At 69.2% G+C, this 20,569-nt stretch carries 21 protein-coding genes; 3 read left to right on the top strand and 18 right to left on the bottom strand.

Going from position 1 to position 20,569, the window contains the following annotated elements:
* The first annotated feature begins 5 nt into the window (after window positions 1–5).
* From ADK64_RS21495 to ADK64_RS21485, 3 genes are all read left to right on the top strand, one after another.
* Window positions 6–1,184 (top strand): sensor histidine kinase, encoded by a 1,179-nt coding sequence (locus ADK64_RS21495; RefSeq protein WP_053661437.1) that lies wholly within the window; start codon window positions 6–8, stop codon window positions 1,182–1,184.
* A gap of 61 nt (window positions 1,185–1,245) precedes the next feature.
* Window positions 1,246–1,896, top strand: coding sequence for a response regulator (locus tag ADK64_RS21490; RefSeq protein WP_053661435.1), 651 nt, complete (start codon window positions 1,246–1,248; stop codon window positions 1,894–1,896).
* A 142-nt stretch (window positions 1,897–2,038) separates the two neighbouring features.
* Complete coding sequence (locus ADK64_RS21485) at window positions 2,039–3,865, top strand: glycoside hydrolase family 18 chitinase (RefSeq protein WP_053661433.1); 1,827 nt, start codon at window positions 2,039–2,041, stop codon at window positions 3,863–3,865.
* Window positions 3,866–3,870: 5 nt separating this feature from the next.
* On the opposite strand, the gene ADK64_RS21480 is transcribed toward ADK64_RS21485, so the two are convergent.
* The 18 genes from ADK64_RS21480 to ADK64_RS21395 all read right to left on the bottom strand — a co-directional run bounded on the left by ADK64_RS21480 (window position 3,871) and on the right by ADK64_RS21395 (window position 20,388).
* Window positions 3,871–4,317 (bottom strand): DUF2550 domain-containing protein, encoded by a 447-nt coding sequence (locus ADK64_RS21480; RefSeq protein ID WP_053661431.1) that lies wholly within the window; start codon window positions 4,315–4,317, stop codon window positions 3,871–3,873.
* 147 nt (window positions 4,318–4,464) lie between these two features.
* A complete protein-coding gene (locus ADK64_RS21475) occupies window positions 4,465–4,839 on the bottom strand; it encodes a F0F1 ATP synthase subunit epsilon (RefSeq protein ID WP_053661428.1) in 375 nt (124 codons plus the stop codon).
* Window positions 4,840–4,949: 110 nt separating this feature from the next.
* Window positions 4,950–6,386 carry a F0F1 ATP synthase subunit beta gene (atpD, locus tag ADK64_RS21470; RefSeq protein WP_053661426.1) on the bottom strand — a complete coding sequence of 479 codons (1,437 nt, stop codon included), beginning with the start codon at window positions 6,384–6,386 and terminating at the stop codon, window positions 4,950–4,952.
* The gene (locus ADK64_RS21465) at window positions 6,386–7,303 is read right to left on the bottom strand and encodes a F0F1 ATP synthase subunit gamma (RefSeq protein ID WP_053661424.1); all 918 of its coding nucleotides are present in this window, start codon (window positions 7,301–7,303) and stop codon (window positions 6,386–6,388) included. The genes atpD and ADK64_RS21465 overlap by 1 nt, the downstream gene beginning before the upstream one ends.
* A 21-nt stretch (window positions 7,304–7,324) precedes the next feature.
* Entirely contained in the window at window positions 7,325–8,914 is a 1,590-nt protein-coding gene (atpA, locus tag ADK64_RS21460) for a F0F1 ATP synthase subunit alpha (RefSeq protein WP_053661422.1), read from the bottom strand.
* Between the two features lie 131 nt (window positions 8,915–9,045).
* Window positions 9,046–9,861, bottom strand: a complete 816-nt coding sequence (locus tag ADK64_RS21455) for a F0F1 ATP synthase subunit delta (RefSeq protein WP_053661420.1) — start codon at window positions 9,859–9,861, stop codon at window positions 9,046–9,048.
* Window positions 9,858–10,409, bottom strand: coding sequence for a F0F1 ATP synthase subunit B (locus ADK64_RS21450; RefSeq protein WP_053661418.1), 552 nt, complete (start codon window positions 10,407–10,409; stop codon window positions 9,858–9,860). Before ADK64_RS21450 ends, ADK64_RS21455 begins: the two co-directional genes overlap by 4 nt.
* A gap of 39 nt (window positions 10,410–10,448) precedes the next feature.
* The gene (gene atpE / locus ADK64_RS21445; RefSeq protein ID WP_009190636.1) at window positions 10,449–10,688 is read right to left on the bottom strand and encodes an ATP synthase F0 subunit C; all 240 of its coding nucleotides are present in this window, start codon (window positions 10,686–10,688) and stop codon (window positions 10,449–10,451) included.
* A gap of 80 nt (window positions 10,689–10,768) precedes the next feature.
* Entirely contained in the window at window positions 10,769–11,539 is a 771-nt protein-coding gene (gene atpB, locus ADK64_RS21440) for a F0F1 ATP synthase subunit A (RefSeq protein ID WP_053661416.1), read from the bottom strand.
* 273 nt (window positions 11,540–11,812) lie between these two features.
* Complete coding sequence (locus tag ADK64_RS21435) at window positions 11,813–12,250, bottom strand: hypothetical protein (protein ID WP_053661414.1); 438 nt, start codon at window positions 12,248–12,250, stop codon at window positions 11,813–11,815.
* A gap of 314 nt (window positions 12,251–12,564) precedes the next feature.
* The gene (locus ADK64_RS21430; protein WP_053661412.1) at window positions 12,565–13,896 is read right to left on the bottom strand and encodes an MraY family glycosyltransferase; all 1,332 of its coding nucleotides are present in this window, start codon (window positions 13,894–13,896) and stop codon (window positions 12,565–12,567) included.
* 151 nt (window positions 13,897–14,047) lie between these two features.
* On the bottom strand, window positions 14,048–15,289 hold the full coding sequence (gene glyA, locus ADK64_RS21425; protein ID WP_053661410.1) for a serine hydroxymethyltransferase: 1,242 nt from the start codon (window positions 15,287–15,289) through the stop codon (window positions 14,048–14,050).
* A 142-nt stretch (window positions 15,290–15,431) separates the two neighbouring features.
* Complete coding sequence (locus ADK64_RS21420; RefSeq protein ID WP_053661408.1) at window positions 15,432–16,109, bottom strand: low molecular weight phosphatase family protein; 678 nt, start codon at window positions 16,107–16,109, stop codon at window positions 15,432–15,434.
* On the bottom strand, window positions 16,106–16,753 hold the full coding sequence (locus ADK64_RS21415) for an L-threonylcarbamoyladenylate synthase (RefSeq protein ID WP_053661406.1): 648 nt from the start codon (window positions 16,751–16,753) through the stop codon (window positions 16,106–16,108). Before ADK64_RS21415 ends, ADK64_RS21420 begins: the two co-directional genes overlap by 4 nt.
* Window positions 16,754–16,805: 52 nt before the next feature.
* A complete protein-coding gene (gene prmC, locus ADK64_RS21410) occupies window positions 16,806–17,651 on the bottom strand; it encodes a peptide chain release factor N(5)-glutamine methyltransferase (protein ID WP_053661404.1) in 846 nt (281 codons plus the stop codon).
* A 51-nt stretch (window positions 17,652–17,702) separates the two neighbouring features.
* Window positions 17,703–18,779 (bottom strand): peptide chain release factor 1, encoded by a 1,077-nt coding sequence (prfA, locus tag ADK64_RS21405; RefSeq protein ID WP_053661402.1) that lies wholly within the window; start codon window positions 18,777–18,779, stop codon window positions 17,703–17,705.
* Between the two features lie 105 nt (window positions 18,780–18,884).
* Entirely contained in the window at window positions 18,885–19,106 is a 222-nt protein-coding gene (gene rpmE, locus ADK64_RS21400; RefSeq protein WP_016438250.1) for a 50S ribosomal protein L31, read from the bottom strand.
* Between the two features lie 151 nt (window positions 19,107–19,257).
* Window positions 19,258–20,388, bottom strand: coding sequence for an LCP family protein (locus ADK64_RS21395; RefSeq protein ID WP_053661401.1), 1,131 nt, complete (start codon window positions 20,386–20,388; stop codon window positions 19,258–19,260).
* Between the last annotated feature and the right edge of the window lie 181 nt (window positions 20,389–20,569).

Below are 20,569 nucleotides of genomic sequence, written 5' to 3'. Positions count from 1 at the left end.
GAGGCATGGCACGCGCACTCCCCCGCCCCCACCGTGACGATCTGCGCATCGCCCTGGGCGGACTGCTCGGCGGGGTGGTGCTGTGGACGCTCGGGATCCATCCGCGCGTGCCCTCGGACCCGCTGGTGCAGTGGCACGCGCCCTGGGCCCCGCTGCTGCCGCTGCTGGCGATCGCCGCGTGCGAGCCGCTGCGCCGCTCCCGGCCCCGTCTCGGCCTGGCCGTCGGCACGCTCGCGGTGACCCTGGACACGGTGACCCTGGGCAACGTCGTCACCATCGTCATGTACACCGACCTCATGTACGCGGCCGTCCTGTACGGCAGCCCCGGCTCGGCCCGGCGTATCCCCTGGGTCACCGGGATGCTGACGGTCCTCGGTGGCGTCGTGCCCGCCGCGCTGTGGCGCGATCCCCAAGGTCTGCTGATCGGCGTGGGGATCGGCGTGGTCGCGTTCGCGCCGGCCGCGACCGGGTGGGTGGTGCGCAACCACCGCGACGCCGCCGAGACGGCCCGGCTGCGCGCCGAACAGACCGCCCTGCTGGCCGAGATGGACCGCACGCAGGCGGTCACCGCCGAACGGGCGCGGATGGCACGTGAGTTGCACGACATGGTCGCCAACCACCTGTCCGCGATCGCCATTCACTCCACGGCCGCGCTGTCACTGGACGATCCGCGGACCTCCCGGGACGCGCTCGCCGTGATCCGGGAGAACAGCGTGGAGGGGCTGTCCGAGATGCGCCGGCTGATCGGTATCCTCCGGGACAGCAGCGGCGATCTGGAGCCGGCCGCGACGCCGACACTGGACGGTCTCGCCACCCTCGTCAAGGGCGCCCGCGCCAACGGCCTGGACGTCCGGCTGGAGGACGGCCACGGCCGGGTGCCCGCGCCGGTCGAGCTGGCCGCCTACCGGATCGTGCAGGAGTCGCTGACCAACGCGCTCAAGCACGCGGCCGAGGGGCCCGTCGACGTCACACTGCGGCAGGAGGAGAGCACCTTGCACATCCGGGTGACCAGCGCCTACCGGCCCGGCGACAGCCCGCGCGCCCCCGGATCGGGCTCCGGGCTGGCCGGAATGCGGGAGCGGGCCGCACTGCTCGGCGGCACCTTCGAGGCCGGACCGGGCCCGGGAGGCGGCCGGTGGTCCGTACGAGCGGCCCTGCCGCTCGACCGGGAAGCCCCCGCATGACCCCCGCCCCGCACACCCTCACCACCGAAGACGCTCCGGCGTTCGACCAAGGAGACCCCGTATGACCCCCGCCATCCGGGTCCTCGTCGCCGAGGACCAGTCCGCCGTGCGTGCCGGGCTCGTGCTGATCCTGCGCAGCGCGCCCGACATCGAGGTGGTCGGGGAGGCGGCGGACGGCGAGCGGGCGGTGGAGCTGGCCCGGGAGCTGGGGCCGGATCTGGTCCTGATGGATGTGCAGATGCCGCGCCTGGACGGGGTGTCGGCGACCCGGGCCATCGTCGCCGAGCAGCTCGCGGACGTGCTCGTGCTGACCACCTTCGACCTGGACGAGTACGTGTTCGGCGCGCTGCGGGCGGGGGCGGCCGGGTTCCTGCTGAAGAACACCGAGGCTCGGGATCTGCTGGAGGCGGTGCGGACGGTGGCGCGCGGAGAGGGGATCGTCGCCCCGGCGGTCACCCGGCGGCTGATCGCCGAGTTCGCCGCCAGGCCGGTGCGCGAGTCGAAGGCCGACCCGGCCGTGCTGGACACCCTGACCCCACGCGAGCGCGAGGTGCTGTCCTGCATCGGCGAGGGGCTGTCGAACGCGGCGATCGCCGAGCGGCTGCAGATGGCGGAAGGCACGGTGAAGACCCACGTCAGCCGCCTGCTGGGCAAGCTGGAGCTGCGCAGCCGGGTCCAAGCGGCCGTGCTGGCGCAGGAGTTGGGGATCTAGCGAGGGCCACCGGAGCCACCGTCGAACTGGTCCAGACCTATTGACCCGTGGTCCAGACCTTTCTACTCTCGCAGCACCGTGGGCTGAAGGCTCAGTCATGCCCACGACACCCCTTACATTCCCCATATCGAGGAGGCGCACCATGCGCTTCAGACACAGAGCCGCGGCAGGACTCGCGACCCTGCTGCTCCCCCTGGCCGGTCTGGTCGGTCTCGCGGACCCCGCCCACGCGGCGACGACCGACGCGACGGCCAGCTTCACCAAGACCAGCGACTGGGGCACCGGCTTCGGCGGCCAGTGGACCATCAAGAACACCGGTACCAGCAGCATCAGTTCCTGGACCGTGGAGTGGGACTTCCCCTCGGGCACGTCCGTCAGCTCCGCCTGGGACGCGGACGTCACGAACTCCGCCAACCACTGGACCGCGAAGAACAAGTCCTACAACGGCACCCTCGCCCCCGGCGCCTCGGTCTCCTTCGGCTTCAACGGCGCGGGCCCCGGCTCCCCGACCGACTGCAAGCTGAACGGCGACAGTTGCGACGGTACGACGGCCCCCGGTGACGCGGCCCCGAGCGCCCCCGGCACCCCGACCGCCTCCGCCGTCACCGACACCTCGGTCAAGCTCGACTGGAGCGCGGCCACCGACGACAAGGGCGTCAAGAACTACGACGTCCTGCGCGACGGCAAGGTCGTCTCCACGGTGACGACCACGTCGTACACGGACACCGGCCTGAACGCCGGCACCGACTACTCCTACAGCGTGCAGGCCCGGGACACCGCCGGCCAGACCGGCCCGGTCAGCACGGCGGTCGCGGTGCACACCACCGGCGGCGGAGGCACCACTCCCCCGACCACCAGTGACAAGGTCAAGCTCGGCTACTTCACCGAGTGGGGCATCTACGGCCGCAACTACAACGTCAAGAACCTCGTGACGTCCGGCTCGGCCGCGAAGATCACCCACATCAACTACGCCTTCGGCAACGTCACCAACGGGCAGTGCGCGATCGGCGACGCCTACGCCGACTACCAGAAGACGTTCACCGCCGACCAGTCTGTCAGCGGCGCCGCGGACACCTGGGACCAGCCGCTGGCCGGCAACTTCAACCAACTGCGCGAGCTGAAGGCCAAGTACCCGAACCTCAAGGTGCTGTGGTCCTTCGGCGGCTGGACCTGGTCCGGCGGCTTCGCCCAGGCGGCGGCCAACCCCACCGCCTTCGCCGACTCCTGCTACAACCTGGTCAACGACCCGCGCTGGGCCGACGTCTTCGACGGCATCGACATCGACTGGGAGTACCCGAACGCCTGCGGCCTGTCCTGCGACACCAGCGGGGCGGCGGCCTTCAAGAACGTGATGGCCGCGCTGCGCGCCAAGTTCGGCACGAGCAAGCTGGTCACGGCCGCGGTCACCGCCGACGGCTCCTCCGGCGGCAAGATCGAGGCCGCGGACTACGCGGGCGCCGCCGCTTCCGTCGACTGGTACAACGTGATGACGTACGACTTCTTCGGCGCCTGGGACGCGCAGGGCCCGACCGCCCCGCACTCCCCGCTCACCTCGTACTCCGGCATCCCCAAGGCGGGCTTCACCACCGCCGACGCGATCGCCAAGTACAAGTCGATCGGCGTCCCCGCGAGCAAGCTGCTCATCGGCATCGGCCTCTACGGCCGCGGCTGGACCGGCGTCACCCAGGACGCCCCGGGCGGCACGGCCACGGGCCCGGCGGCCGGCACCTACGAGCAGGGCATCGAGGACTACAAGGTGCTCAAGACGTCCTGCCCGGTCACCGGCACCATCGCCGGCACGGCGTACGCGCACTGCGGCAGCAACTGGTGGTCCTACGACACCCCGTCGACGATCGCCGGAAAGATGAGCTGGGCCAAGTCCCAGGGGCTCGGCGGCGCGTTCTTCTGGGAGTTCAGCGGCGACACCAGCGACGGTGAACTGGTGAACGCCATCAGCAGCAACCTGTAGACCCTTTAAGCGACATTGACGCGCTGTCCGGGCGGGGCTGCCTCCAGCCACGCGAGAAATCCGGTCAGCGCGTCTTCGCTCATGGCGAGTTCGAGGCGGGTGCCCCGATGCGTACAGGCGAGGACCACCGCGTCGGAGAGCAGCGCCAGCTCCTCCTCGCCCTCGGGCAGCCGGCGCCCGGCCACCTCGATGGCGGCGCGCTCCAGGGTGCGGCGCGGGCGGACGGCGTAGGAGAAGACGCGGTACCACTCGATGCGGTCGCCGTTGTAGCGGGCGACGCCGTAGCTCCAGCCCTTGCCGTTCGCGTCCGGTTTCTCGGCCACGTCCCAGCGCAGGGAACAGTCGAAGGTGCCGCCGGAACGCTGGATCAGTCTGCGGCGCAACCCGAACAGGAACAGTCCCACCACCACGAGCGCGACCACGATCCCGCACACAGTCAGAGCGAGGACCATCGGCACCGACCTCCTCGTCTCCTAGGAACTGCTTCTGAAACTGAGTAATGAAACGGAAAAAACACCCACATCTGCCTCAGCCGCGACCGGCACCGGATTGCTCCGGGCCGACCGCGGCTGAGTGACGTCATACCGCCGCGTGCTGGGTCAGCTCGCGGCCGCCGCACGCAGGCGGACGTCTGCGCGACGCTCGGCGGCGGCATCGCCCTCCGCCTTCGCGCGCTCCAGCTCCCGCTCCGTGCGCTGGACATCGATCTCGTCCGACAGCTCGGCGATCTCGGCCAGCAACGACAGCTTGTTGTCCGCGAACGAGACGAAACCGCCGTGCACCGCGGCGACGACCGTTCCACCATCACTCGTACGGATGGTCACCGGGCCCGACTCCAGCACACCGAGCAGCGGCTGGTGACCGGGCATGACGCCGATGTCGCCGGACGTGGTGCGCGCGACGACCAGGGTGGCCTCGCCGGACCAGACCTGGCGGTCGGCGGCGACCAGCTCGACGTGCAGCTCAGCAGCCAAGGTTGGCTCCTCGGGTCACCACCCGGCAGGGGCGCCGGGTGTTGGGGTCAATTCTAATGGGCGTGGCAGAGGGGGCGGGACGCGCCCGCCCCCTCACACGAGCACGAGGCTCAGGAGACGCCCAGCTCCTTGGCGTTGGCCTTGAGGTCCTCCAGGCCACCGCACATGAAGAACGCCTGCTCCGGGAAGTGGTCGTACTCGCCGTCGCAGATCGCGTTGAACGCCGCGATCGTCTCGTCCAGCGGGACGTCCGAACCGTCCACGCCGGTGAACTGCTTGGCGACGTGGGTGTTCTGGGACAGGAAGCGCTCCACGCGACGGGCACGGTGGACGACGAGCTTGTCCTCCTCGCCGAGCTCGTCGATACCGAGGATCGCGATGATGTCCTGCAGGTCCTTGTACTTCTGCAGGATGTTCTTCACGCGCATGGCCGCGTTGTAGTGGTCCTGCGCGATGTAGCGCGGGTCCAGGATCCGGGACGTCGAGTCCAGCGGGTCCACGGCCGGGTAGATGCCCTTCTCGGAGATCGGACGGGAGAGAACCGTCGTCGCGTCGAGGTGGGCGAAGGTGGTCGCCGGGGCCGGGTCGGTCAGGTCGTCGGCGGGGACGTAGATCGCCTGCATCGAGGTGATCGAGTGACCGCGGGTCGAGGTGATGCGCTCCTGGAGGAGACCCATCTCGTCGGCCAGGTTGGGCTGGTAACCCACCGCGGACGGCATACGGCCGAGCAGCGTGGAGACCTCGGAACCGGCCTGCGTGAAGCGGAAGATGTTGTCGATGAAGAACAGCACGTCCTGCTTCTGGACGTCACGGAAGTACTCGGCCATGGTGAGGCCGGCCAGCGCGACGCGCAGACGGGTGCCCGGGGGCTCGTCCATCTGACCGAAGACCAGCGCGGTCTTGTCGATGACGCCCGAGTCGCTCATTTCCTCGATGAGGTCGTTGCCCTCACGAGTGCGCTCACCGACACCGGCGAACACGGAGACACCGTCGTGGTTGTTGGCGACACGGTAGATCATCTCCTGGATGAGCACCGTCTTGCCGACGCCGGCACCGCCGAACAGGCCGATCTTGCCGCCCTTGACGTACGGGGTGAGCAGGTCGATGACCTTGACGCCCGTCTCGAACATCTCGGTCTTCGACTCGAGCTCGTCGAAGTTCGGGGCCTTGCGGTGGATGCCCCAGCGCTCGCCGTCGTACTGCTCGTCGACGTTCAGCACCTCACCGAGGGTGTTGAACACCTTGCCCTTGGTGAAGTCACCGACGGGCACCGTGATGGCGTCGCCGGTGTCGGTCACCGCGGCCTGGCGGACCAGACCGTCGGTGGGCTGCATGGAGATGGTGCGGACCAGGCCGTCACCCAGGTGCTGGGCGACCTCCAGGGTCAGCGTCTTCTTCTCGCCGGCGTTGGCCGGGTCGGCCACCTCGACGTGAAGGGCGTTGTAGATGTCCGGCATCGCGTCGACGGGGAACTCCACGTCGACGACCGGGCCGATGACCCGGGCGACGCGGCCCGTAGCCGTCGCGGTCTCAACAGTGGTGGTCATTATCGGTCACTCCCCGCGGTCGCGTCGGCGAGGGCGCTGGCGCCACCGACGATCTCGCTGATTTCCTGGGTGATTTCGGCCTGGCGGGCCGCGTTGGCAAGACGGGAGAGCGTGTTGATCAGCTCGCCCGCGTTGTCGGTGGCCGACTTCATCGCGCGCCGCGTGGCGGCGTGCTTCGAAGCGGCCGACTGGAGCAGCGCGTTGTAGATGCGGCTCTCCACGTAGCGCGGCAGCAGGGCGTCGAGGACGTCCTCCGCCGAGGGCTCGAAGTCGTACAGCGGCAGGATCTCGCCTTGTGCGGCGGTCTCCTGCGCGACCTCTTCGAGACGCAGCGGAAGGAGCCGGGCGTCCAGCGCCGACTGCGTCATCATCGAGACGAACTCGGTGAAGACGATGTGGAGTTCGTCCACGCCGCCCTCGGCCGTGTCCTGCTCGATGGCCTCGATCAGGGGCGCCGCGACCTTCTTGGCGTCCGCGTACGTCGGCTCGTCCGTGAAGCCCGTCCACGACTCCGCGATGGTGCGCTCACGGAAGTTGTAGTGGGCGACACCGCGCCGGCCGACGATGTACGTGTCGACCTGCTTGCCCTCGCGCTCCAGGCGCTCGGTCAGCTGCTCCGCCGCCTTGATGGCGTTGGAGTTGAAGGCGCCGGCCAGACCGCGGTCGCTCGTGAGGAGCAGGACCGCGGCACGGGTCGGGTTCTCCGTCTCCGTGGTGAGCGGGTGCTTGGTGTTCGAACCCGTACCGACCGCCGTGACCGCACGCGTCAGCTCGGTCGCGTACGGCGTGGAGGCCGCCACCTTGCGCTGCGCCTTGACGACGCGCGAGGCGGCGATCATCTCCATCGCCTTGGTGATCTTCTTGGTCGCGGTGACGGATCGGATGCGACGCTTGTAGACCCGGAGCTGGGCTCCCATGAGTCAGGTCCCTTCCTTACGTCACTTGGCGGTGGCGGGGGTGTCCTCGCCGAGCAGCTTGCCGTCCGAGGTCTCGAACTGCTTCTTGAACTCGGCCACCGCGTCGTCGATCGCCTGGATCGTGTCGTTCGACATCTTGGCGCCCTCCTTGATGGAGGTCATCAGGCCCTGGTGCTTCCGGTGCAGGAAGTCGATCAGTTCCTTCTCGAAGCGGCGGATGTCCACGACCGGGACCTCGTCCATGCGGCCGTTGGTGCCGGCCCAGACGGAGACGACCTGGTCCTCGGTGGCCATGGGCTGGTACTGGTCCTGCTTCAGCAGCTCGACCATGCGCTGACCGCGCTCCAGCTGCGCCTTCGAGGCCGCGTCCAGGTCGGAACCGAAGGCGGCGAACGCCTCCAGCTCACGGAACTGGGCGAGGTCGACCCGCAGACGGCCGGAGACCTGGCGCATCGCCTTGTGCTGCGCGGAACCACCGACTCGGGAGACGGAGATACCGACGTTCAGCGCGGGGCGCTGACCGGCGTTGAACAGGTCCGACTCCAGGAAGCACTGGCCGTCGGTGATGGAGATGACGTTGGTCGGGATGAACGCCGAGACGTCGTTGGCCTTGGTCTCGACGATCGGCAGACCGGTCATCGAACCGGCACCCATGTCGTCGGAGAGCTTGGCGCAGCGCTCCAGCAGACGGGAGTGCAGGTAGAAGACGTCACCCGGGTAGGCCTCACGGCCCGGCGGGCGGCGCAGCAGCAGGGACACGGCGCGGTAGGCGTCGGCCTGCTTCGAGAGGTCGTCGAAGATGATGAGGACGTGCTTGCCCTCGTACATCCACTGCTGGCCGATGGCCGAACCGGTGTACGGCGCAAGGTACTTGAAGCCGGCCGGGTCGGACGCCGGGGCGGCGACGATGGTCGTGTACTCCAGGGCGCCGTTCTCCTCCAGCGAGCGGCGCACGCCCGCGATGGTGGAGCCCTTCTGGCCGATGGCGACGTAGATGCAGCGGACCTGCTTCTTCGGGTCGCCGGTGCGCCAGTTGTCACGCTGGTTGATGATCGTGTCGACGGCCAGGGCGGTCTTGCCGGTCTGGCGGTCACCGATGATCAGCTGACGCTGACCACGGCCGATCGGGGTCATCGCGTCGACGGCCTTGTAGCCCGTCTCCATCGGCTCGTGCACCGACTTGCGCTGCATGACCGTGGGGGCCTGCAGCTCAAGGGCGCGGCGGCCGGACGTCTCGATCTCGCCGAGGCCGTCGATCGGGTTGCCGAGCGGGTCGACAACGCGGCCGAGGTAGCCCTCGCCGACCGCGACGGAGAGGACCTCACCGGTGCGCGTGACCGGCTGACCCTCCTCGATGCCGCTGAACTCACCGAGGACGATGGCACCGATCTCGCGCTCCTCGAGGTTGAGGGCGAGGCCGAGGGTGCCGTCCTCGAACTTCAGCAGTTCGTTGGCCATGGCCGAGGGAAGACCCTCGATCTTCGCGATGCCGTCGCCGGCAAGGGTGACCGTACCGACCTCCTCGCGCGAGGCCGCGTCCGGCTTGTACGACTGGACGAAGTTCTCCAGCGCGTCCCGGATCTCCTCCGGCCGGATCGTGAGCTCCGCCATCTGGGTTCCCTGCTCTCCTTGTTGGGCCCGAAGTTTCACTTTGGGGGGATGGGGACTCCCCCCTGTAAGAGGTGAATCCTCTGCACGGCCCAACCAGGGCCGTAAGTACGTTCTGAGTTACTGCGGTGCTGCTAGCTCGCCATGCGGCGGGCGGCGTCGTCCAGCCGGTCCGCGAGGGAGCCGTTGATGACCTCGTCACCGACCTGCACCCGGATCCCGCCGATCACGTCGGGGTCCACGTCCAGGTTGAGGTGCATGCGGCGGCCGTAGAGCTTCGCGAGGGCGGCGCCGAGGCGCTGCTTCTGCGGGTCGCTCAGCGGCACCGCCGAGGTGACGACGGCGACCATGCGGTCCCGGCGCTCGGCGGCCAGCTTGGACAGGGACTCCAGTCCCGCTTCCAGGCTACGTCCACGCGGCACGGTCACGAGGCGCGTGACCAGACGCTCGGTGACCGGCTTGGCCCGTCCGCCGAGCAGCCGGTGCAGCAGCTCGGTCTTCGCGGCCGTACCGGCGGCGCGGTCGGTCAGCGCGGCGCGCAGGTCGGTGCTGGAGGAGACGATCCGGCCGAACCGGAACAGCTCGTCCTCGACCTCGTCCAGCGTGCCCGTCTTCTCCGCGGCGGTGAGGTCGGCGATGTCCGCCAGCTCCTCCAGCGCGTCCACCAGGTCGCGGGGCTGCGACCAGCGGGCGCGCGCCATCCCGGACACCAGGTCGGCGGTGGAACCGCTGACCTGGGCGCCGAGCAGGCGCTGGACCAGCTCCGCCTTGGCCTCCGCGGGCTGCGCCGGGTCGGTGAGGACCCGGCGCAGGCCGGCCTCGCGGTCGAGCAGCGCGGTGACGGCCGCCAGCTCGTCGGCGAGCTGAGCGGCGTCCACGGACGTGGAGTCCGTCAGCGCGTCGAGACGCTCGCGGGCGGCAGCCAGGGCCTCGCGGCTCGCTCCGTTCATCGCGTGGCCTCGGCCTTCTCCTCGAGCTCGTCGAGGAAGCGGTCGATCACACGGCTCTGGCGGGCGTGGTCCTCGAGGGACTCGCCGACGAGCTTGCCGGCCAGTTCGGTGGCGAGCTTGCCGACGTCCTGACGGAGCGTCTGCGCGGCGGCCTTGCGGTCGGCCTCGATCTGCGAGTGACCGGCGACGACGATCTCCTCGCGCTGCCGCTGGCCCTCGGCCCGCATCTCGGCGATGAGCGCGGCACCCTGCTCCTGCGCCTCCTGGCGCAGGCGCGCGGCCTCGTGCCGAGCCTCGGCGAGCTGAGCCTTGTACTGCTCAAGGACGCTCTGGGCCTCGACCTTCATGGCGTCGGCCTCTTCGATACCGCCTTCGATCGCCGCTCGGCGCTCCTCCAGAACCTTGTTGATGTTCGGAAGCAGCTTCTTCCAGAAGAAGAAGAACACGATGGCGAAGGCGATGGTGCCGATGAGCAGCTCGGGACCGGCGGGGACGAGCGGGTTCTGCTTCGTCTCCTCGGCCGCCAGCTGTGCCAGGTTGGCGATCACATCAGTGCCTTTCGTCGAAACGTGTCGGTGGGAGGTTGATTACCGACCGAACACGAACGGCATAACGATGCCGATGAGGGCGAGCGCCTCACAGAAGGCGAAGCCGAGGATCTGGTTGGCGCGGATCAGACCGGCGGCCTCGGGCTGACGAGCGAGGGCCTGGGTGCCGTTACCGAAGATGATGCCGACGCCGATGCCGGGGCCGATGGCCGCGAGGCCGTAGCCGATGGAACCGAGGGAACCGGAGACGCCGGCGGCGAGGTCGATGGCAGCGGACATGCCGTTTCTTCCTTCTCTTTTACGGACCGGTGGGGGTTGGCCACCGGACGACTGGGGGTTGGCGGGGGGGGTGGTTCGGCTCAGTGGTGCTCGGCGAGAGCGCCCTGAATGTAGGAGCAGGCCAGCAGCACGAAGACGTACGCCTGGACGGCCTGGACGAAGAGCTCGAAGAGGATCATGGCGATCGTCATCACGAAGGAGACGCCGGCGCCCACGACCAGCCAGCTGTTCAGCAGGTACCAGGAGGCCACGGTGAACATGACCAGCATCAGGTGACCGGCGAACATGTTGGCGAAGAGTCGCACCGCGTGCGTGAAGGGGCGGACCAGCAGGTTCGAGAAGAACTCGATGACCATGACGAGCGGCAGCACGGCGCCGAGCGACTTGTCGTAGCCCGTGACGTTCTTGAAGAAGCCGACGAAGCCGTGCTTCTTGAAGGTGAGCGCGACCCAGGTGATGTAGACGATCGCGGCCAGCACCATCGGGAACGCGATGACCGAGGACACCGGGAACTGGGCCAGCGGGATCACGGACCAGACGTTCATGAGCCAGACGAAGAAGAAGAGGGAGACCATGAGCGGCACCCACTTCTCGCCCTCGCGCTTGCCGAGGGTCTCGTACACGATGCCGCGGCGCACGAAGTCGTAGCCGGCCTCGCCGACCATCTGCAGCTTGCCCGGGACGACCTTCGCCTTGCCGAAGGCGGCCGAGAAGATGACGACGATGAGCAGCGTGGTGACGAGCGCGAGCAGCATCACCTTGTTGAACTCGAAGCCCCCGACCGTGAAGAGCGGCTTGAACAGGAAGGAGTTCAGGCCCGGGGCCGGGAAGCCGCACCCGTTGTCGGACATGATCCGACAACTCCAGTCAAAGGCGAGCTGGGTCTGGTCAGCACTCACCGCGGGCTCCTTCGGCATGACGCATGGGTACGGCAACCTCGTTGTGTCGGCGCGGCACACGGCCGCGGATCGGCACCGGACTGGTGTTACGGATGTGGGGGCGGCTGGGGGCCCTCGAGCCTCGCCATTGAGCAGGCGTCAGCTCGGATACCCGCGCCCGCGATGCCGCAGTTGGCACCGGACGATAGCAGGAGATCTCACAAGCCTTTATCCCGCCCCTACCCCTCACGACGAAGGCCCTGTCTTCTCGGGCTTCTCGCTCTTCTCGGAGTCCGGGTCGACGTAGAAGATCTTGGCCTTCATGTGTGCGCGGGCCTGCGCGGCCATCCACACGACGGTCGCGACGACGAGCGACACGGCGAACGTCTTCGGGTTGAAGAGAGAGGTGTCCTTGAAAACAGCGACGAAGATCAGGAGGAGCAGCAGCTGGGCGACGTAGAGCAACAGCCCCATCATCTGGAACAGCTGCGGGAGCGTTTTTGCCGTCCACTGGAGCACATAGAGGCCGATTCCCATGAACAGGATGGCCAGTATCGTGCCGACCGTCGCACCGAGCGCGCCCTTGCCCCCTGCGACCGCGGCGCTCACGGCGACAGCGATCGCGCCTGCGACCGCTGTGGGCACAGCGATCTGCAGAAGGTTCCGGGCGTCTTTGGACGGCATGGCGGCAACTCCGCTTTCACAAGGGGGCAGGGTGTCGTCATGGACGAGCGTAGTCCCGGGCTGAGTGATCGAGACCTCACACCAATGGACCGTCGCACTACGGTCCTTCGGCTCTATCCGGGGTTCTCGTGAACCGTATCACAAACTATTTGATGAGGTCTTTACCTGCTAGGTGTGCTTGCTGTCACACATGAGAGTGACAGTGCGCGTTTGTGCAAAAACCGGGCCCACTTGTCTGGTATTAGGGGACTTTGCTCCCCCATGAGCGGGCAATGCTCTCGTCAGATTCTTACCTTGACCGACTCGGAGACGGCTCAGCGGCGATCGACAAAACGCGAACGAGGGCCAATGGCGGTCGCCCCGTTGACGCCCGAGAGACCGGCCGGGACAGGCGCCCTTTCGCCGGTCTCCTGCGCCTCCTGTGCCTCGTTCGCCTCGTGCGCCACGGCCGCCTCGGCTGCCGCCTCGATCGCACGGCGACGCCTGCGGTAGCGCGGCGGCACGAACCGCTGCGCCCACACCGGCACGCGCGGTGTGAAGCGCGGGAGCAGCAGCAGGACGAGGCCGACCGCGCTGAGGAAGACGACGCCCAGCACGATCCACATGGACGCCGAGTTCACCGAGTACGCCAGCGCGCCGAAGGCGATCAGGGCCGACCAGAAGTACATGATCAGCACGGCCCGGCTGTGCGAGTGGCCGATCTCCAGCAGCCGGTGGTGCAGGTGCCCGCGGTCGGCGGCGAACGGGGACTGGCCGCGCCAGGTGCGGCGGACGATCGCGAGGACCAGGTCCGCGGCCGGCACGGCGATGATCGTCAGCGGGAGCAGCAGCGGGATGTAGACCGGCACCGTCTGGTGCACCGCCGCCTTCTCCGAACCCGTGAACAGCGCGAGGGCGTCCGGGTCGAGCTGGCCGGTGATCGAGATCGCGCCCGCCGCCAGCACCAGGCCGATCAGCATCGAACCCGAGTCGCCCATGAAGATCCGCGCGGGATGCATGTTGTGCGGCAGGAAGCCCAGGCACATGCCCATCAGGATCGCCGCGAACAGCGTGGCGGGAGCGGCGGCCTCGATGCCGTACGAGTACCAGATCCGGTAGGCGTACAGGAAGAACGCGCCCGCCGCGATGCAGACCATGCCGGCCGCGAGACCGTCCAGGCCGTCCACGAAGTTCACGGCGTTGATCGTGATGACGACGAGCGCGACGGTCAGCAGGGTCCCCTGCCACTGGGTCAGCGCCACGTTGCCCACGCCGGGGATGGGCAGCCACAGGATCGTCAGACCCTGCATGACCATCACACCCGCGGCGATCATCTGGCCGCCCAGCTTGATCAGCGCGTCGATCTCGAACTTGTCGTCCAGGACGCCGATCAGCCAGATCAGGGCCGCGCCGGAGAGCAGGGCCCGCGGCTCGTTCGACTTCGCGAAGACCTCGTTGAGGTTGGTCAGGTGGTCCGCGACGAGCAGGCCGGCGCACAGGCCGAAGAACATGGCGATACCGCCGAGGCGCGGAGTGGGTTCCCGGTGCACGTCACGCGCCCGGATCTCCGGCATCGCCCCGGCCACGATCGCGAACTTCCGTACCGGCCCTGTCAGCAGGTACGTCACCGCGGCCGTGATGCAGAGCGTCAGCAGGTATTCACGCACGGGCTTCCCCACAGGTCTCGCTGGCCATCACAGCCCCACACCCTAGCGATGGACGTATATGAATGGGGACTGCCGGGTAGCCACGATGGTTGCACGTGTGGCTGTGGACCACGTCGCACATCGGGGTGTACGGGACACCGCCTCCCCTTGTTCAGCCCGGATACGGCGGAAAATCACCGGCCAGGCCACGCACTTCTTCGCGCGCCCGGACCGGGTCGACGGCGCCGCGGAGCACGCCCGCCAGCAGCGCCGCGATCCGGGCCATCTCCGGCTCGCCCATGCCCTGCGTGGTCACCGCCGCCGTGCCCAGGCGCAGGCCGCGGCCGTCGCCGTGCGGCAGCACACAGCAGTCCAGGACCATCCCGGCGGCGGCGAGCCGGCCGCGCGCGGTACGGCCGTCCACACCGAGCGGTGCGGGGTCGGCGGTGATCAGATGGGTGTCCGTGCCGCCGGTGGTGACCGTGAGGCCCTCGGCCTCCAGCAGAGCGGCGAGCGCCCGTGCGTTGGCGACCACCTGATGGGCGTACACGGCGAACGCCGGCGTTGCCGCCTCGCCGAACGCGACGGCCTTCGCGGCGATGGTGTGCATCTGGGCGCCGCCCTGGGTGAAGGGGAAGACGGCCCGGTCGATCCGCTCGGCCAGCTCGGGAGAGCCGCACAGGATCATCCCGCCGCGCGGCCCGCGCAGCACCTTGTGTGTCGTCGCGCACACGACATCGGCGTATGGCACCGGGTTCGGCGCCGCTCCCCCGGCGACCAGCCCGATCGGATGCGCGGCGTCGGCGATCAGATAGGCCCCGACCTCGTCGGCCACCTCACGGAAGAAGGCGTAGTCGAAGTGGCGGGGATAGGCGATCGAGCCGCACACGATCGCCATGGGCCGGTGATTGCGGGCGAGGTGACGCACCTGGTCGTGGTCGATCAGGCCGGTCTCCGCGTCCACCCCGTACCCCACGAAGTCGAACCAGCGGCCGGAGAAGTTCGCGGGCGAGCCGTGGGTGAGATGGCCGCCGTGCGACAGGCCGAGGGCGAGGACGGTGTCGCCCGGGCGCAGCAGGGCGGCATAGGCGGCCAGGACGGCCGAGGAGCCCGAGTGGGCCTGGACATTGGCGTGCGCGGCGCCGAACAGTGCCTTGGCCCGCTCCACGGCGAGCCGTTCGGCGACGTCGACCAGTTCGCAGCCGCCGTGGTGCCGGGCGCCGGGGTAGCCCTCGGCGTACTTGTTGGCGAGCGGCGAGCCGAGCGCGGCCAGCACGGCGGGCGAGGTGAAGTTCTCGGCGGCGATCAGCTGCAGCGTCGTCGACTGCCGCCGCAGCTCGCCCAGCAGGATCTCGGCCAGCTCCGGGTCCTGCTGCCGCAGGACATCGGTCGCGTGCAGGGTGGTGACCGACATGGCGCGCTCCGGGCGGTCGACGGTGACGTAACCCCAATGTAGGCCCGGGGTGCGGCACCCGCGCGACCATTACGCCCGCTTGTACGCCGTTAAGTCCGTGCGGTTACGCCGGTCAGCGCGGTGCGCACGTCCCTCTCGCACATCAGGCGCGCGCGGGCATGCCCGTCAGCGCCGTCACCACAGGATCCAGTGCCGCGTGTATCTCGTCCCCGATCGACCGGAAGAACGGCAGCGGCGCCCCGTACGGGTCGTACACCTCGTCCGCCTCCGCGGTCGGCGCCAGGAGCCAGCCGCGCAGGGCCGCGGCCGCGCGGACCAGGGCGCGGGCGCGCATGACCACGCCCTCGTCCAGGGGCGGCAGCGTGGCCGGGTCTATCGCGCGGACCAGGCGGGTGAACTCCTTCAGGGTGAAGGTGCGCAGGCCCGCCGAATGGCCCATGGAGATGACCTGGGCTCGGTGGTCGCGGGTCGCGGTCAGGACCAGGTCGGCCATGATGACGTGCTCGTCGAGCAGTTCACGGCCCACGAAGTCGGAGGTGTCGGCGCCGAACTCGGCCAGGACCGCCTCCGCGTTGGCCTCCATCGGCGCGCCCTCATGACCCCAGGTGCCCGCGCTCTCCACGATCAGCCCGCCGCCGAGCACGCCGAGCCGCTCCGCGACGAAATGCCGCGTCAGCCGCTCGGTGATGGGCGAGCGGCACACGTTGCCGGTGCTGACGTGGAGGATGCGGAAGGTGTCGCGCGGAAAGCCGAACGTCGTCGTCTGCTCCGCGACACGCTCCCCGATGCCTATGCCACGCCCCGCTGCAGGGGCCGTCAATTCGCCACCTCGAGGTCGGGTACCACCTTGCGCAGTTCCTCCGGGGAGATCGCGCCCTCGCGCAGCAGCAGCGGCACCTCGCGCGAGACGTCCACGATGGACGACGGCACGATGCCCGGGGTCGGACCGCCGTCGAGGTAGACGGCGACGGAGTCGCCGAGCATCTGCTGGGCGGCGTCGCAGTCCTCCGGCGCCGGGTGCCCGGTGAGGTTCGCGGAGGAGACGGCCATCGGGCCGACCTCGGTGAGCAGCTCGATCGCGACGGGGTGCAGGGGCATACGGACGGCGACCGTGCCCCGGGTGTCACCGAGGTCCCACTGCAGCGACGGCTGGTGCCTGGCGACGAGCGTGAGGGCGCCCGGCCAGAACGCGTCGACCAGTTCCCAGGCCAGCTCGGAGAAGTCCGTGACGAGGCCGTGCAGGGTGTTCGGGGAGCCGATGAGGACAGGGGTGGGCATGTTGCGGCCCCTGCCCTTGGCGGCGAGCAGATCGTTGACGGCCTCGGAGGAGAACGCGTCGGCGCCGATGCCGTACACCGTGTCGGTCGGCAGCACCACCAGCTCGCCCCGGCGGACGGCGGACGCGGCCTCGCGCAGACCCGTCGCGCGGTCGGTCGCGTCGTTGGTGTCGTATCGCCGTGCCATGTCTAGCGGGCCTCCTCGTACACGTACTGCGGGATGGAAGTCGTCGGGGTGCTCACGGCATCGCCTTGCGGGCGGTCGCGAACCGGGGGCGGTTGTTGAGGTCGGGGTGGTCGGCCGCGTCGGCCCAGCCCCGCTCCTCGGTGAAGATCCACGGCACCTGGCCGCCCTGGGTGTCGGCGTGCTCGATCACGACGACCCCGCCCGGACGCAGCAGCCGGTGTGCGGTGCGTTCGATGCCGCGGATCAGGTCGAGGCCGTCCTCGCCGGAGAACAGCGCCAGCTCCGGGTCGTAGTCGCGGGCCTCGGGGGCGACGTACTCCCATTCGGTGAGCGGGATGTACGGCGGGTTGGAGATGACCAGGTCGACCTGGCCGTCGAGGTCGGGGAAGGCGCTCAGCGCGTCGCCCTGGCGCAGGTCGACCCTGGAGCCCGCCACGTTCTTGCGGGTCCACACCAGGGCGTCCTCGGACAGCTCCACGGCGTGCACCCGGGAGCGCGGGACCTCCTGGGCGAGGGCGAGCGCGATGGCGCCGGAGCCGGTGCACAGGTCGACGATGCACGGCTCGACGACGTCCATGGCGCGCACGGCGTCTATGGCCCAGCCGACCACGGACTCGGTCTCCGGGCGCGGCACGAACACCCCCGGTCCGACCTGGAGTTCCAGGTACCGGAAGTAGGCCCGCCCGGTGATGTGCTGCAGCGGCTCGCGCTGTTCGCGCCGGGCGATGACCTCCCAGTAGCGGGCGTCGAAGTCCGCATCCTTCACGGAGTGCAGTTGGCCGCGCTTCACACCGTGCACGAACGCGGCCAGCTCCTCCGCGTCGTTGCGCGGCGAGGGCACGCCGGCGTCGGCCAGCCGCTGGGTGGCCTGGGCCACCTCTGCGAGCAGCAGGTTCACGCGAGTCCTCCGTGTCGTACTCGTACTTGTGCTCGTACGTGCGTACGTGTCTTACGCGGCGGCGAGCTTCGCCGCCGAATCGGCGTCGACGCAGGCCTGGATCACCGCGTCGAGGTCGCCGTCCAGGACCTGGTCCAGGTTGTACGACTTGAAGCCGACGCGGTGGTCCGAGATGCGGTTCTCCGGGAAGTTGTAGGTGCGGATCTTCTCGGAGCGGTCGACGGTGCGGACCTGGCTGCGGCGGGCGTCGGCGGCCTCCCGCTCCGCCTCCTCCTGCGCCGCGGCGAGCAGCCTGGAGCGCAGGATACGCATCGCCTGCTCCTTGTTCTGCAGCTGGCTCTTCTCGTTCTGGCAGGAGGCGACGACCCCGGTCGGGATGTGCGTGATGCGCACGGCGGAGTCGGTGGTGTTGACGGACTGGCCGCCCGGCCCGGAGGAGCGGTAGACGTCGATGCGCAGGTCGTTCATGTTGATCTCGACGTCGACCTCCTCGGCCTCCGGGGTCACGAGGACACCGGCGGCGGAGGTGTGGATACGGCCCTGCGACTCGGTCGCGGGCACCCGCTGCACACGGTGCACACCGCCCTCGTACTTCAGCCGGGCCCAGACGCCCTGGCCGGGCTCGGTGGCGCCCTGGCCGCCCTTGGTCTTCACCGCGACCTGGACGTCCTTGTAGCCGCCCAGCTCGGACTCGGTGGCGTCGATGATCTCGGTCTTCCAGCCGACGCGCTCGGCGTAGCGCAGGTACATGCGCAGCAGGTCGCCGGCGAACAGCGCCGACTCGTCACCGCCGGCGCCCGCCTTGATCTCCAGAATGACGTCCTTGTCGTCACTCGGGTCACGCGGGACGAGCAGCAGGCGCAGCTTCTCGGTCAGCTCTTCGCGCTGCTTGTCCAGCTCCTTGACCTCGGCGGCGAAGTCGGGGTCGTCGGCGGCCAGCTCGCGCGCGGTCTCGATGTCGTCGCCCGACTGCTTCCAGGAGCGGTACGTGGCGACGATCGGGGTCAGCTCGGCATAGCGCTTGTTCAGCTTGCGCGCGTTCGCCTGGTCGGCGTGGACCGACGGGTCGGCGAGCTTCTTCTCCAGATCGCCGTGCTCGGCGACGAGTTCCTCGACGGCCTCGAACATCTTGGGCTCCTGTTACTGCGGTGAAGGAAGGGCGGGCGACCAAAAACGCCGGTCCCGGGCACACCCTCGCGAGGGCGTGGCCGTGGACCGGCGAATTGGGGCTCGCTACTTCTTGGAGCCGGCGGCCTTGCCGAAGCGGGCCTCGAAGCGGGCCACACGGCCACCGGTGTCGAGGATCTTCTGCTTGCCCGTGTAGAACGGGTGGCACTCGGAGCAGACCTCGGCACGGACGGTGCCGGACGAGATGGTGCTACGGGTGGTGAACGACGCGCCACAGGTGCAGCTGACCTGCGTCTCGACGTACTCGGGGTGGATGTCGCGCTTCAAGGTGTCTCCTAGGTTTCGGGAGGGCGCCGGGTCGCCGCCGCGGGGTGCGGGAGCGTGAACCGGAGCCGACGTACCAGTCTGCCAGGACTGGTGCCATCCACCCAAACCGGGGGTGCGGGTGTTCTATTCCTGGGGGCGGGTGGGGCGCCCCTCAGCCGCTCACCACGCCCTTGGCCTCTCCCGCGGCCGTTCCCTCCGTGGCCGACCTCGGGATCGGGCGGTCGTTCTTCAGCGCGTCCCAGACCAGCCGGGCCTTGCCGGTTTCCATGATCACCCGGTTGGGGTTGGCCGGGTCGTACTGCACCGGCATGGTGACCATGGTCATGTTCTTGGCGCCGATGCCCTTGAGGCCGTCCGCGAAGTCCGTCAGGGCGTTGACCGAGCCGAGGTCGGAGTCGGTGGTGACGGTCTTGGTGGCGGTGTCGGCGAGGTCGTACAGCTTCGTCGGGTTGGTGAAGACGCCGATGTGCTTGACCTGGTTGATCAGGGCCTTGACGAAGGCCTGCTGGAGCTGGATGCGGCCCAGGTCGGAGCCGTCGCCGACGCCGTGCCGGGTGCGGACCAGGCCGAGCGCCTGCTGACCGTTCAGGGTGTGCGTGCCGGCCTGGAGGGTCAGGTGGCTGTTCGGGTCGTCGATGTTCCTGGTCGTCGTGACCGGGACGCCGCCGAGGTCGTCCACGAGCTTCTGGAAGCCCGCGAAGTCGACCTCCAGATAGTGGTCCATGCGGATGCCGGTGATCGACTCGACGGTCTTCACGGCACAGGCGGCGCCGCCTGTGCCGTAGGACTCGTTGAACATGACGCCGGACGCGGCCTGGTGCATGGTGCCGTTCGTGTCCCTGCACGCGGGGCGGTCGACCAGGGTGTCCCGGGGGACGGAGACCACGCTGGCCTTCTTGTGGCCCTCGTAGACGTGGACGATCATCGCCGTGTCGGAGCGGGCGCTGCCGTCGTCGGTGCCGCCGCCGAGCTTCTTGTTCGAGCCGGAGCGGCTGTCCGAGCCGAGGACGAGGATGTTCTCGGAGCCGTTGTCGATCTTCGTGGGCCGGTCGGCGCCGAGGGCCTGGTTGATGTCGAGGCTCTTGAGGTTGCCGTTGAGCTTGAAGTACACGTACCCGACACCGGCGCCGCCCAGGACGACCACCCCCGCGGCGGTCCAGGCTGTGACGAGCAGCGCCTTGCGGCCCTTGCTGCGGGCCTTGCGGCGGCGTCCCTTGCCCCGGCGGGGACCTGCCCCGTCCGGCTCCGGTATGACGGGCTCCGGCGTGCTCTCGGCGGACACATCGCTCCTAGGTCTCGTCGGTCTGGTACCCCCTGCTTTCAGGGTCGGGCGGCGTCCTCACCGCTCCATCGTCGCTCCGTACGGTCAGACGGAGAAACTCGGGAAAGAGTTGCACAACGCTGCGTGTCCACCGCGTGCGACTATGGGCACGCTGTGTAGTCGCACGGGGGCGGGAGATTCC

Origin of the sequence: Streptomyces sp. MMG1121 (genome assembly GCF_001280015.1) — a bacterium.
Lineage (GTDB): Bacteria > Actinomycetota > Actinomycetes > Streptomycetales > Streptomycetaceae > Streptomyces.
Note: the sequence above shows the minus strand (reverse complement) of the source record. Positions and strands in the feature narration are given on the sequence as shown.